Raw genomic sequence first — 12,421 nt, 5'->3', positions numbered from 1 at the left:
GCTCGCCGGTGTCGGCGAGGACGAACAGCAGCCGTGGGAAGACCACGTAGTGCTGCTGCCGGGCCGGCAGGATGCTCTGCGCGCCGGCGGTGCGCAGCCCTCTCTGGGGGTAACCCTGTGGTGCGAGGCGGGTGGAGTCCACTTTGTGCAGCTCGGCGCCGGGTGAGGTCAGAGTGGCGGGTGCAACAGGTATGGCGCCAACCGTCGTTCGGATGGCCTGGCGCGTCAGCCGGTGGGTGTGCTCCGCTCTGCTGCCTCGCGGGCGTCAATGAGCTCGTCCAGGTGAGTTTCGGCCCATGCGCGGACCACGCCCAGTAGATCGAGGAGACTCCGGCCGAGCGAGGTCAGTTCGTACTCGACGTGGCGGGATGGTTCGACATGGACGGTGCGGATGACGTAGCCGTCACGTTCCAGGGTCCGGAGTGACTGGGTGAGGACCTTCGGCGTGACGTTCCGCAGCGGTGTTCGTAGTTCGGAGAACCGCCGTGGGCCGTCTTCAAGACACTGGATGATCATCCCGGCCCACTTGTCGCCCACCCGGATCGGCATCAGCTCAGAGGGGCAGAGCGGGTCGAACATGTCCGGGTCCAGAGGCTTTGTCACAGGGGCCACGGTAGTTCGGTATCCAGGAGGTAACCATGGGTCCGGCTACTTTGCGGAGTCAGCAGGCAGAGCCTGTTGAGACGAAGCGAGGTAGCCGCATGGGCAAGATCATTGTTTTCGGCGCAGGTGGCCGTGCTGGACGGGCAGTTGTTGCCGAGGCGGTCCGGCGCGGGCACCATGTCACCGCGGTCGTCCGGGATCCGGACAAGTACCGGGATCTTGAAGGGGCGGGAGTCCGCCTGCTCGTCGGTGATGTCACCGACGCCGACTCCGTTGCGGACCTCGCGAACGGGCAAGACGCTGCGATCATGGCTGCCTACGACCCTGGCGCCCAGGCTGACGTGTTCTTCAAAACCGCTGCGCAAGCGCTCTCGGACGGGCTGCCGAAAGCCGGTGTGGGCCGGTTGGTCGTCGTCGGCCTGGCGGCCGTTCTGGAGACCACCGACGGGACGCCGTTGATGGACAGCCCCGGCTTTCCGCCGGAGTACCGGCCCTTCTGCCTCGCTCATGCAGCCGGGGCAGGTGTGCTGCGCACCTCGACTACCGCGCTGGACTGGCTGATCGTCAGTCCAGCGGGCGACTTCGATCCTGACGGGACGCGCTCTGGGCGCTACTCCACCGCTTCCGCCGACGCTGCCAGCCGCATCTCTCACCACGACTTCGCAGTCGCCTTGCTCGACGAGATTGATGAGCCTCGACATCACCGCACTCATGTAGGCGTTGAGACGGCGTGAACCGGGCCGCCGCCGCGACAGCCGTCGTGCCGTGGCGGCTTCAGGGACCCGTGCACGGTGGGACATCGCAGATCAACCGCGTTGGTTAAGGGCTCTTGCCAGGTCCCGGTTGGCCTCCCGTGCGGCATCCAGGTCGGACCGAGCCTCTTCCAAGGCCTCCGTGTCCCGGCCTTCGCCGTAACGGTGGTAGACCTCGGGCAGGAAGTCCAGCGGCGCGCACTCGTCGCCCGCCTTCCGGGCGCCGGCCACGAACGCGGCCTGGGTGCGGGTGACGGCCAGGATGTGCCCGACCCGCAGCCGCGCCTCGGGTGGCGCGCGGTTTCTTGATCGGTTTCTGTTGGGTGGGATCGCTGTGCGGGGTTCTGGCCTGTGGGTATCGGTGATGGGTCGGGAATCGTGGGTTGTCTGAGATGTCCTGGGGTTGCTTGCTGGTCTGTCGGTAGCCCCACAGGTGGGCGACGTGTGGTTTGTCGGGGTTCAGCTGGTGCGTGGGTGGTGGATCCAGGTCCACAGGAGGTCGCCGGGTGGGGGTGCGAGGCGTTCGAGGCGGAGCTGGTGGGCGGTGTGGGTCGGGAACGCGGTGATGGCGGGATGGGCCTGAGGCGCGGGGGCCTTGTCGTGGCTGCCGGGGCAGGCGTGCGGTGGCCAGGACACGGGCGAGAGTGATCGTCTCGGGGTAGGTGACGAGTTCTCGCGCGTACAGGGCCCAGGACTGTGTGGTCGGTGTGGCGTGGGGGTTGGCGTCGGCGAGGTAGTGGAGCCGGTGCTGCCGGCGTGCGGCGCGGTGGGTCTGCTGGTCCTACCAGCGGGTGGTGATGGCGCCTGCCCAGCTGAGCGCCGCGGCGGCGCGCGGGTGGCGGATCAGGCGCTGGTGGTCGCGCCAGGCCTGGCCGAGTTCGGGCAGGGCGGCGGTGGTCAGGCTGGTGTCGGGGCCGGGGCTCCAGCGGTGGTGGCGCGGGCACAGGGTGCGGTGCGCGGGCGGGTGGACGTGGGCTAGGCCGGTGGTTCCCCGGGTGTGGCGCAGGGTGCAGGCAGGACACGCCCGCACGGGCTGCTCGCCTCTCTCCAGCGGCTGCCAGGCGGCGGTGGCGGCCGTGTCGGGTGCCGACACCTCGCCGGGCCCGGGCCCGGCGGTGGGGGAGCGGCGGCCGGGCCCGGCCACCACGGGGATTCCGGAGGGGTCCACAACGACGGGGCCGTTCAGGGGAGTTCGTGTCGAGTGCCGTCGGCGACGGCGTGGAGTTTGTCGGGGTTGGCCACGTTGTGGATGGCCGAGATGCGGCCCTCCGGGTCGAAGTCGAAGGTCATCGTGGCGACCACCCGGTCCGGGCCGTGGAAGACCACGCCCGGGCTGCCGTTGATCCAGGTGAGCTCTGCCCGCATCTGACCGGGTTCGATGCCTTGGTAGGTCGCGGTGCCGAGCGCGGCGAACCATCCGGCCACGGTCTCCAGGCCGATGACCGGCTTGAGGGCCTGGCGGACCTTGCCGCCGCCGTCGGTCCACAGCGTCACGTCCGGGGAGAGCAGTTCCATGAGGGTGTTGATGTCGCCGCCCGTCGCTGCCGCGAAGAACCGCTCGGTGACGTCGCGTTGGCGGGCGCGGTCCGCCCTGAACCGGGGCCGGCGGGCCTGGACGTGCTCGCGGGCGCGGTGCGCGGCCTGCCGGACCGCCGCCTCCGAGCGTTCCACCGCCTGGGCGATCTCCGCGTAGCTGAAGGCGAAGACCTCCTTCAGGACGAACACCGCGCGTTCCAGGGGGCTCAGCGTCTCCAGGACGACCAGCAGAGCCATGGAGACCGAGTCCGCCGTGGCGACGCCGTCGGCGGTGTCCGGGCCGGTGAGGATCGGCTCGGGCAGCCACGGCCCGACGTAGGTCTCGCGCTGGTGGCGGGTCGAACGCAGCCGCTCCATCGACAGGTTGGAGACGATCCGGGTCAGGTAGGCCTTGGGGTCGGCGACCTGGGAACGGTCGGCCGCCGACCACTTCAGCCACGCGTCCTGGACCACGTCCTCGGCATCGACGGCGGAGCCGAGGATACGGTAGGCGACGGAGAAGAGCAGGGTGCGGTACTGCTGGAAGGCGAGCTGGTCGGGGCCGGCCGGTTGCGGATGGGTCACTTGGCGCTCCTGAAGCGGGTGTAGCGGCCGCCGTGCGGCCAGAGGGCGCCCGAGGCGGGCATCTTCTTCATGCGGAGAAAGGTCGGCCACGGCGCTGCGGTGACCGTCTCCTTGTACTTCGCGGCCCGCTTGCCGGTCAGCACGATCCGGCGCGGGCTGTCGTCGGGGTGGGTGAACTGCACGACGGCGTCGCCGCGGCCCAGGATGACCGGGGTGTGGTAGTAGCCGAAGCGGAAGGGCTTCGGCTCCTTGCCGGCCAGTACCCGCAGGATCGACAGAGCCGCGTGCACTCCGGTGGGCATCCCGCTCTGGCAGGTCCCGTGCATCACGCCGAAACCCTGACGGATCGCCGCCGCATCGCCCACGGCGTAGACGTCCGGGTGGGAGACCGAACGCAACGCACTGTCGGTCACCACCCGGCCGCGCTCGTCGACGGTCAGGCCCGCGGCCGCGGCCAGCGGGGACACGCGGGTGCCGCTGGTCCACAGCACCGCGGCCGCCTCGATGCCGGAGCCGTCCGCGAGCTCGACACTGTCCGGCAGCACCTTGACCACCTCGACGCCGCTGCGCACCTGCACGCCGAGCCGGGCGAGCGCCGCGTCCAGGTAGGCCTTGGCCTTCGGGTGCATGCTCGCGCCCGGCTCCTGCCGGCCCAGCAGCACCACCTGGAGTTCCGGGTGCCGCTCGGCGATCTCCGCGGCGGCCTCGATGCCGGTGAGACCGCTGCCGCCGACCACGACGGTCCCGCCGTCGAGCCGGGCCAGCCGGTCGGCGAGGAGGGCGGCGTCCTGCGGACTGTTCAGGGTGTAGGCGTGGTCGTCCACGCCGGGGACGGCGACGGTGTCCGCGATGCTGCCCAGGCCGTAGACCAGGGTGTCGTAGCGCAGGATGCGGTCGTCGTCGATCCGGACGGTCTTTGCCTCGGCGTCCACGGCGGTGACCCAGCCGCGGACGAAGCCGGCCCCGGTGCCGTCCAACAGTTCCGGGACGTTCATCTCGGCCGTCTCCTGGCCGGTGGCGGTCATGTGCAGCCGGAGCCGCTCGGTGAAAGTGTCGTAAGGGTTGACCAGCGTCACTCGCAGGTTCCCACGCTTCCTGGTGCGGGCCGCCAGCTGGATCGCGGCGGAGAGCCCGGCGTAACCGGCGCCCAGGACCAGGACCTCGTGCTGCTGCGCTGCTGTCGCGTTCATCGTTCTACTGCCTCTTTCGTGTCGACCGTTCCCGCCGTGCGGACGACCACCAGACGCAAGCTGCCCTTCCGTTCGTGACATGGGAATGATGTGACCCGCGTCACCTCGCGAAGAGAGAGTGGCCGCGCACGGCATCAGCACCGTCGTCGGCGGCGAACCGGAGGCGCGAACGGGCCTGCGCCGCCTCTACGACGCCCTCACCCGCGCCGTCTCCGGTCGCGCCGTCCTGCACGCGGCCCCGCTGCCCGAGCACCTGGTCCAGCGCCGCCGGTACGGAGTACCCGTGCCGCGGCTCAGCTCGGCGCGTTCATCGGGACACCCTGGAGCACTGCGGCCACCTCAGGGGCGCGGACCAGGGCTTCGAGGTCGCCCAGTGGGGCCGGGCCGACGTCGTGGCCGCCGCCGCTGGGAACACCGCCGAGTCCGAACACCTTTCCCTGCGGGGTGGCCAGCGTGACGCCGGTGACCGGGTTCGTGGTGCCCTTGCTCAGCCAGCCGGTCGAGCCGTCCGAGAGGGTGACCGATCGGCAGTCCGCGAAGTACGCCTGCCCGGCAGGCCCGGCCGCGTCGCAGGGGCTGCGCGGATACGTCCCGGCCGGGAGTGGGTTGCCCATGACGGCCGCGACCGCCACGGTGCCCCCGTCCTCGCGGACCAGCTCGAAAGTGGTCGGGCCGCTGCCGTCGACGACGTTCACGTAGCCCGCCGGAAGGTTCGCCCGCAGCGCGGCGAGCATCCGGTCGTGCCACTTGTCGAGCTGGTGCATGCCGTCCTGGCGTACCGGCCTGCCCGTGCCCCCGGCCGCCGGCCCCACCGACGTCGGGCGCGATCCCCCCGCTACCACCGTGCCCGTCCCGCACAGCGCCAGCACGGCCAGCGCGCCCACCCCGACCGCCAGCCGCCTCCTGCGGCGCAACCTGCGACCGCCTGTCCGCACCTCGTCCAGCACCGGCGGCGGGTCCGGCTCCGGCTGCGCCAACACCTCCTGGAACAGGGCGGCGGTCATCCGGTGGACCTGCTCTGCGTCGTTCTGCGATGTCATGCCTCTCTCCTCTCCCCGCGTCAGATTGCGGCGATCTCGCTGAGCGACTCACCGAGGATCGCCCGCAGCTGGGCCAGGCCCCGGTGTGCGTCGGAGCGCACGGCTCCGGTGCTCACGCCGAGGATCGCCGAGGTCTCCTCGATGCTCTGGTCCTCCCAGTAGCGCAGCACCAGGACGGCCCGGTAGCGGGGCGACACCTGGGCCAGCGCCGCCAGCAGCGCGAGCCGTCGGTCGTTGTCCGGCCCGGCCGCGGCCTGCTCCGGCAGGTCCAGGCCGGTGAGTTCACCGCTGGAACGCCGGCGCCGGCCGTCGATGTAGGTGCGGGTCAGCGTGGTACGGGCGTAGCCCGCCGCGGACTGCGGGTCCCGCAGCCGGGACCAGCGCGCGTACAGCTTGATCAGCGTGGCCTGCACCAGGTCCTCGGCCCGATGCCAGTCCCCGCACAGCAGATACGCCGTGCGGCGCAGCGCCGCGTAGCGCGCCGCGACGAACTCGTCGAACTGACTCTCACGTTCCGGTGACATCCGATCCCGGCCCCCTGCCCCGATTCGCGGCGCCGTCGTACCGGCGCCACCAGTAGTCACGCATCGGGCCGCGCGAAATGTTGCGCCGAACCCCGCCCGTCAGCCGCCGATCAACTCGCGCCACTTCGCGGCCTTCACGGGCGCCGCCACGCCCGCCCCAGCCGCCGCCCGCCCCAGCCGCCGCCCTCGCGGGCCGCACCATCGAAAGGGCGTACCGGCTCTCGTCGGGCAGCCAGTAGCGCCTGCGCTGGATGTTCTAGATGAAAACAGATTTCATTCTTCTATGGTTCTCGCCACCGCTCCTGGAGGACGTCATGGCCCGCAACGAAGTGCGCCCGCGCCGCGATGCGCGAAGCGAACAACCGCTGGCAGGCGATGACCCGTTCGTCCCGTTTCCCGCGCGGGGCAGCCTGCCACACCACGGTCCTCGGCCCACCGCAGTCGGTCCTCCTCCACAGGATCGGCGACCTCACCTGCACGGCACGGCAGTGGGCGCTGCCGCTCTGACCCGAGCTGCGTTTCGAGGTCCCGCTCGGCCCCGAGGGCACCGGCGACGCGATGTGGAACGAGTGGCCGGTGGTGCGCCCCGCCGACGCGCCGCGGCCCGTCCTGCGTCCGCTCGCCGACCTGATCCCGTGGAGCTGTGTCGTCTCGGACGTCGCGGCGGCCTTCCTGCCGGCCATGCTCCGCGAGGGCACCGCGCCGACCCGGTGGCGGCTCGAGTTCGCCGCCGACCCGCAGGGCCTGCCTCGGCCGTACATCGCCGACTTCACCTGGGGCCTCCTGCAGGAGGTACGCACCGGCGGGCGCCGTTGAGACGTCATCAGGCTCTCGAAGCACCCTCTACCGTGAGCAGCGACCGCATATCGTCGATCACCCGCCTCGCCGCCCGCGCGGCCGTCGACGCCGTCGCCTGGACCCGCGACAACGCCGACTCGGACACCTCGTCTGTCGCGCCCAGCGCCCCTGGCGCCAGCGCCCACGCCCGCACCGGCAACTGCCCGCGTATCAGCAGACAGCAACAGGAGAACCATCAGCGCCCTGGCCGATGTGGCCCGGCGACCACAATGCGACCACCAGGTGACGCAGCAACAGAAAGAGCCCCGGACGAAGACTCATACGTCACCCTCTCATAGTGGTCACGTGTCTCAGCCTGGTCGTGGTCGGGCGGGCGCCCCAACGACACTGGACCGCACATCGGGCCGGCCGGTGTGCTGCCCTGGGGGGCTCCTTGCCCTGCCAGGACAGCGCGGTTCGGCGCTGCGCGGCTCGTCCGACGCTGTCGGGACCTACAGCGCCGAGAGGTTGCCGGCCAGATCGTCCAGGCCCAGGGAGCCCTGGGAGAGGGCCTTCATGTGCCAGGTCTTGAGGTCGAAGGAGGGGCCCTGGCGCCGCCGGGCGGCTTCGCGGCCTGCCAGCCAGACGCGTTCGCCGAGCTTGTACCCGATGGCCTGGCCCGGCCAGCCCAGGTAGCGGTCGATCTGGCCGCCCCGCTCCTCGGCCGAGGCGCCGTTGTAGGTGGCCATGAACTCCGCGGCCAGGGCCGGGGTCCAGCGCTCGCCGGGATGGAAGCCGGAGTCGGCGGGGATGGCGAGCCGCAGGTGCATCCCGATGTCGATGATCACCCGGATGGTCCGCAGCATCTGCCCGTCCAGGAAACCCATGCGGTAGCCGGGTTCGGCGAAGAACCCCAGGTCGTCCATGAGCCGCTCGGCGTACAGTGCCCAGCCCTCGATGTTGGCGCTGACGATGCCCAGCGTGGCCTGGTAGCGGCTCAGCCGGTCGGCTACGGCGACCCACTGGGCGAGCTGCAGGTGGTGGCCTGGCACGCCCTCGTGGTACCAGGTGCTGACGAGCTGCCAGGTCGGGAAGGACTCCCGGCCGAGTGTGGGCAGGTAGGTCCGGCCGGGGCGGCTGAAGTCGAGGCTGGGGCCCGAGTAGTAGGGCCCTCCGACGCTGCCCGCGGGCGCGATCAGGGACTCGACCTTGCGTATCGGTCCGGTGATGTCGAAGTGGCGGCCGTCGAGGGCATCGATCGCCCCGTCCATGAGCTGCTGCAGCCAGTCGCGGATGCCCTCCTCGCCCTTGACCGCGTGGCCGTGCCGCTCCAGGTGGCGCATGGCCTCCAGCGGAGTCGAGCCGGGCAGGACGCCGGCGGCCGCGGCCTGCATGTCGGCGAGAGTCCCGTGGAACTCGCTCCAGGCCCAGTCGTACGCCTCCTCCAGGTCGAGGTCGGCGCCGGTGTTGTAGCGGGCGGCACGCAGGTAGCGCTCGGGGCCGACGGCGTCCGGCGTGCCGGCGGCGGCGGGGGCGTAGGTGTCCCGCATCCAGTCCCGGAACTCCGCGACCGCGGCGGTGGCTCGCAGGGCGGCGGCGTCCAGTTCGGCGCGGAGCGACTCGGGACCGCCCGCGACGAAGCCGGCGAACCAGTCGGCGCCAGCGCCCGCCTGCGGTCCGGCCGCCCGGTCTGCCGTTCCTCCGGTCCAGGCGGTGAGCTGGCCGATGACCACGTCCACCTGGCGCGGGGCGGCGAGCAGGTCGCGGGAGATCCCCTTGGTGAGGGTGGCCCGGTAACCCTCCAGCGCGCCGGGGAGATTGCGCAGTCGCCCGGCCACGGCCGCCCAGTCCTCGTCGGTGGCGGTGGGCATGAAGGTGAAGATGTCCCGGACCTGGTGGACGTGGGCGCCGATCGCCCGCAGCTGGCGGTAGTTGTCACCGGCGTCGTGGACGGCGAGTTCGGCGGTGAGTCGCTCCCGCAGCAGCCTGGCGCAGGCCAGCTCGGCGGGATCGGTAGTCACCGGGGCGGCGTCGAGTGCGGCGAGGGAACGGCGTGCTATCTCGGCGTGGGCCTCGAAGCCCTCCGGCGAGAGGTCCGGCTGCCGGTCGTCGCCGGGGTGCAGGCCCAGCCATGCGGATTCCAGCGGGTCGTGCGCTGCGACCTGGTCGAGGTAGCTGTCGGCGATGGCGCGTGGGGTGGTCCGTTCATCTGACATACCAGCATCATGACGCACTGTCATCCGGAGCAGCCAGGAGCGGTCACTGTGTTCGTCCTGTCCCCACGCACCCCCGTTCCGGAACGGGGGGACCGCTCGGTTGTGACGTGGTTCCTGGCCGCCTGGCTCCGGCATCCGGGCTTCCATCTGGTCAAGTGACGGACTCGGCCGCTCTCGGCCCGCGGCTCAGGTCGCGCCGCGCCGCAGCCACGGCGACGCGGTCAGCACGCCTGCACGGTATCGAGCAGCCAGCTTCGATCCGGGTGGGTGCGCCACGAGGCGCCATGACGTCGAGATGTCCGGGGCGCTTCCTCCGAGACCCTCCTCGTCCGCGCCTTCGTTCAGGCCGCTCGGGACCATCTCGACGGCCGCCCCTGCATGCGAGCTCGCTGGACGGGGCGAGCGCGGCGCGGCGGAACCCGGTGCGCCGGCAGCAGCGCTCTCAACGGCGGGCTTGCGCCGCCCTGCTCGCGAGTGTGTCGACGGCTTGCTGGAACTGGCGTCGCCAGCGTGAGGCGATCATCGGCTTGGTCAGGCCGATGACCGTGCCGTCGAACACCTCGGTATTGCCGATTCGGGTTCCCCCTCCAGCCCGCGCGGTGAAGGTCCACAGATGGCAGGAGCGCACCCCGTTGGCATCGCCGGACCAGGAGGCGCGGCGAGCGGACTCGGCGATGCCGACGGTGACGTGGTCGGTGGTGGTTCCGGCGGGAAAACCGAGGCGGAGAGTCTGGTCGAAGGTCGCACCCGCCGCGAATCCGGGCGGTCCGGTCCATTCGGTGCCCTGGTGCAACGGCGACCAGGACGGCCAACTGCCCAGATCGCTCCAGAGCGCCCAGATGTCCTGCGGGTCGGCAGGACTGTCGGCTGTCGCGGTGACGATGAGCGTTTTCCAACCGGGCTCGGCTACCCCGACCCCCTCCAGGCAGAACTGGACATCCGGGTGAGTGGCTGGGTTCTGGCTCGTCATGCTCGACTCCCTCGGGTACATTATCTCGGAACTCAGATACAACATCCTGGTCGCGGAGGCAGTGCGGTGTCAACAGATCCAGCAGAGGCAGTCAGCGCGACGTTGGCGGCGAATCTGCGGGCCGGAAGAAGAGAGCGCGGCTGGCGCCTGGAAGACCTCGCCTCTCGCAGCGGAGTCAGCCGCGGCATGCTCCAGCAGATCGAAACCGGGCAAACCAATCCCAGCATCGCGACGGTCGCCCGCATCTGCGCCACACTCGGGATCTCCATCGGACAACTCGTCGAACCGCCCGACGATCTCGGCCACGTGACGACCGCCGCCGACATCGACGTCCGGCGAGCCGGACGTGCCAGCGAGGCGAGGCTGCTCATCAACGACGGCCAGGCGCCGTTCGTCGAACTGTGGGATTTCGTCATCGCGCCGAACGACGAGATCAGCTCACACGCCCATCCCGCCGGCACTCGCGAGTTGATCCACCTGCATCAGGGAGAACTCGACGTCGAGGTCGGCGGAGCCTCGTTCCACGTCCCGGAAGGCGGGTCGGTACGCATCCGAGGCGACCGGACCCACGTGTACCGAAACCCGACCGCTCAGCCGGTCCGGCTCACCATGACCGTGGTCTACCTCGGCAACCAGGACCCGCGCTACACCCGGCCCGCCCTATGACACGGTCCTCTTACTGATCATTTCAAAATGAGTTCGGCTCAGGGGCTTGGCAGTTGAGGTGGCCGGGCGGCAGAGTGCTGCACGTGTCGGATGATCTTGTGCCTGATGACCTGTGGGAGCGGGTGGCTCCGCTGCTGCCGCCACGTCCGCCGCGACGCCACCGCTACCCCGGCCGGCTGCCCGCGGACGACCGTGCCGCCCTGCGCGGCATCGTCTACGTGCTGTGCAAGAGCGTGAGCTGGCGGGATGTACCCGCCGAGCGGACCGGCTGCAGCGGAGTCACCGCCTGGCGGCGCCTGCGGGACTGGACCGAGGCCGGCGTGTGGCCGCGCCTGCACGAGGTCCTGCTCGGCGAACTGCGGGCGGCGGGGCTGTTGGAGATGGACGACGCCGCCATCGACGGCTCGCACATCAGGGCACTCAAACGGGGGCTCACACCGGACCTTCGCCGGTCGACCGGGGCCGGCCGGGCAGCAAGCACCACGGTGGCGGTCGGCATGGCGCCGGGGGGCGGGGTCAGGGGTTGGGGCCGAGACGGGAGCACGCCCTCCTGGCCGTCGCCCAGGCCGTCCTGCTGTACCCGCTGCGCCCGGTCCGTCGTCTCAGCCGGCCGTTAGGCGCTTGACCCCACCGGTGTTCGGGACCAGGAGCAGAGGCGCGTCGCCCCCCGGCGGTTCACCGCCCGTACCAGGATCAGCGCGTCCCATCGGCAAGAGCTCAAGGACCGAATCGAGGCTGCATGGCGGCTGCACGGCTACCAGCAGAAGCCGCCGGCCTGGACCCCGAGCAGCGGACGAGGGCCCGGACCAACTCAGCGCTGAAACCTCGGAGGGAATTGCCGTCTGGATTGCGCTCTCCCCGGAACCGGACGGGACGGTCACCCTCACCATGTCCGTCAGCGGCGCTGACGTCGCGTACGCTCCGGACTACGCCCGCCCGCTCTCGCCCCTGACACCGGACACCGAGGACCCCTACTGGTCGCACTGAGCCGAGCACATCCCCCGGGACGACAACATCACCAGCACCGAGCTCGAGCGGCCTGTCAAGGCCGGGTGCCCTTGGCGGGTGGTGTTGCGGCGTTCTCCGGGCTGGCCGGTGCGGGGGTGTGCGATACCAGGAGCCGTGGAGCCCCGGAGCGGGGCCGGACGGGGAAGACGGTGGATCCGATGCGGGTCGGCGAGGCGCGGGAGTGGACCGGCGAGGCGGTGGTGGGTGCGGTGCGCGCCGGCTTCACGTGGGAGCACGAGCACTTCCGGTAGGCCAAGCACCCGGCACCGGAACCGGCGTTCAAGGCCGGGCGGGAGCGCGCCGGGCACGCCTCCTCCCGCGTGCCCGAGGTGCCCACGGGGCGCAGGCGTCATCGATCACGGTCGCGGGGAGAAGCCCCCGGCGGCGAACAACGGGTGGTTCGGGGGGTCCTCATCAGGGGTGGGGCCAAAGAACCAACCCCCGGGGGGGGGGGGGGGTGGGGCGAACGCGGCCCCCCCGTAGCCCCGGTCACCCCCCTACCCCGCGCCAAGCGGAGAGGAAAGGGTACAACCCAAAACCTGCGAGAGAGCGTAACCAGCCAAATTTCCCTCCCC

At 71.1% G+C, this 12,421-nt stretch carries 12 protein-coding genes and 1 pseudogene; 4 read left to right on the top strand and 9 right to left on the bottom strand.

Annotated elements, in window-relative coordinates; translation table 11 throughout:
- Positions 1–225: 225 nt before the first annotated feature.
- Complete coding sequence (locus tag ACZ5WK_RS39570; RefSeq protein WP_465555320.1) at positions 226–603, bottom strand: winged helix-turn-helix transcriptional regulator; 378 nt, start codon at positions 601–603, stop codon at positions 226–228.
- Positions 604–701: 98 nt separating this feature from the next.
- On the opposite strand from ACZ5WK_RS39570, the gene ACZ5WK_RS39565 reads away from it, so the two are divergent.
- A complete protein-coding gene (locus ACZ5WK_RS39565; RefSeq protein ID WP_465555318.1) occupies positions 702–1,337 on the top strand; it encodes an NAD(P)-dependent oxidoreductase in 636 nt (211 codons plus the stop codon).
- Positions 1,338–1,814: 477 nt separating this feature from the next.
- On the opposite strand, the gene ACZ5WK_RS39560 is transcribed toward ACZ5WK_RS39565, so the two are convergent.
- The 6 genes from ACZ5WK_RS39560 to ACZ5WK_RS39535 all read right to left on the bottom strand — a co-directional run bounded on the left by ACZ5WK_RS39560 (position 1,815) and on the right by ACZ5WK_RS39535 (position 6,209).
- On the bottom strand, positions 1,815–1,991 hold the full coding sequence (locus ACZ5WK_RS39560; protein ID WP_465555316.1) for a hypothetical protein: 177 nt from the start codon (positions 1,989–1,991) through the stop codon (positions 1,815–1,817).
- Positions 1,992–2,136: 145 nt separating this feature from the next.
- Positions 2,137–2,502 (bottom strand): hypothetical protein, encoded by a 366-nt coding sequence (locus ACZ5WK_RS39555; RefSeq protein ID WP_465555314.1) that lies wholly within the window; start codon positions 2,500–2,502, stop codon positions 2,137–2,139.
- A 35-nt stretch (positions 2,503–2,537) separates the two neighbouring features.
- Positions 2,538–3,455 (bottom strand): RNA polymerase sigma-70 factor, encoded by a 918-nt coding sequence (locus ACZ5WK_RS39550; protein ID WP_465555312.1) that lies wholly within the window; start codon positions 3,453–3,455, stop codon positions 2,538–2,540.
- Positions 3,452–4,645 (bottom strand): NAD(P)/FAD-dependent oxidoreductase, encoded by a 1,194-nt coding sequence (locus tag ACZ5WK_RS39545; protein WP_465555310.1) that lies wholly within the window; start codon positions 4,643–4,645, stop codon positions 3,452–3,454. Before ACZ5WK_RS39545 ends, ACZ5WK_RS39550 begins: the two co-directional genes overlap by 4 nt.
- A 293-nt stretch (positions 4,646–4,938) precedes the next feature.
- Positions 4,939–5,685, bottom strand: coding sequence for a hypothetical protein (locus tag ACZ5WK_RS39540; protein WP_465555308.1), 747 nt, complete (start codon positions 5,683–5,685; stop codon positions 4,939–4,941).
- A gap of 20 nt (positions 5,686–5,705) precedes the next feature.
- Entirely contained in the window at positions 5,706–6,209 is a 504-nt protein-coding gene (locus tag ACZ5WK_RS39535) for a SigE family RNA polymerase sigma factor (RefSeq protein WP_465555306.1), read from the bottom strand.
- A 558-nt stretch (positions 6,210–6,767) separates the two neighbouring features.
- Between ACZ5WK_RS39535 and ACZ5WK_RS39530 the strand changes: the two genes are divergently transcribed.
- Positions 6,768–7,025 carry a hypothetical protein gene (locus ACZ5WK_RS39530; protein WP_465555304.1) on the top strand — a complete coding sequence of 86 codons (258 nt, stop codon included), beginning with the start codon at positions 6,768–6,770 and terminating at the stop codon, positions 7,023–7,025.
- A gap of 473 nt (positions 7,026–7,498) precedes the next feature.
- On the opposite strand, the gene ACZ5WK_RS39525 is transcribed toward ACZ5WK_RS39530, so the two are convergent.
- A complete protein-coding gene (locus tag ACZ5WK_RS39525) occupies positions 7,499–9,202 on the bottom strand; it encodes a DUF885 domain-containing protein (RefSeq protein ID WP_465555302.1) in 1,704 nt (567 codons plus the stop codon).
- Positions 9,203–9,644: 442 nt separating this feature from the next.
- Positions 9,645–10,172: an SRPBCC family protein gene (locus tag ACZ5WK_RS39520; protein WP_465555300.1), complete on the bottom strand. Its 528-nt coding sequence runs from the start codon at positions 10,170–10,172 to the stop codon at positions 9,645–9,647.
- On the opposite strand from ACZ5WK_RS39520, the gene ACZ5WK_RS39515 reads away from it, so the two are divergent.
- On the top strand, positions 10,146–10,838 hold the full coding sequence (locus ACZ5WK_RS39515; protein WP_465555298.1) for a helix-turn-helix domain-containing protein: 693 nt from the start codon (positions 10,146–10,148) through the stop codon (positions 10,836–10,838). The genes ACZ5WK_RS39520 and ACZ5WK_RS39515 overlap by 27 nt on opposite strands.
- A gap of 83 nt (positions 10,839–10,921) precedes the next feature.
- Positions 10,922–11,322 (top strand): annotated as a pseudogene (locus ACZ5WK_RS39510) (transposase); the annotation flags it as partial.
- Between the last annotated feature and the right edge of the window lie 1,099 nt (positions 11,323–12,421).

Source organism: Kitasatospora sp. NPDC032757, from assembly GCF_055579305.1.
The sequence above is the reverse complement of the archived record's forward strand: the minus strand, read 5'-3'. Positions and strand labels throughout refer to the sequence as shown.

Excerpts from the sequence above, each read along its gene's own strand:
- ACZ5WK_RS39565 (WP_465555318.1), top strand. The coding sequence starts at position 702 with ATGGGCAAGATCATTGTTTTCGGCGCAGGTGGCCGTGCTGGACGGGCA.
- ACZ5WK_RS39545 (WP_465555310.1), bottom strand. The coding sequence starts at position 4,645 with ATGAACGCGACAGCAGCGCAGCAGCACGAGGTCCTGGTCCTGGGCGCC.
- ACZ5WK_RS39540 (WP_465555308.1), bottom strand. The coding sequence starts at position 5,685 with ATGACATCGCAGAACGACGCAGAGCAGGTCCACCGGATGACCGCCGCC.
- ACZ5WK_RS39535 (WP_465555306.1), bottom strand. The coding sequence starts at position 6,209 with ATGTCACCGGAACGTGAGAGTCAGTTCGACGAGTTCGTCGCGGCGCGC.
- ACZ5WK_RS39530 (WP_465555304.1), top strand. The coding sequence starts at position 6,768 with ATGTGGAACGAGTGGCCGGTGGTGCGCCCCGCCGACGCGCCGCGGCCC.
- ACZ5WK_RS39525 (WP_465555302.1), bottom strand. The coding sequence starts at position 9,202 with ATGTCAGATGAACGGACCACCCCACGCGCCATCGCCGACAGCTACCTC.
- ACZ5WK_RS39520 (WP_465555300.1), bottom strand. The coding sequence starts at position 10,172 with ATGACGAGCCAGAACCCAGCCACTCACCCGGATGTCCAGTTCTGCCTG.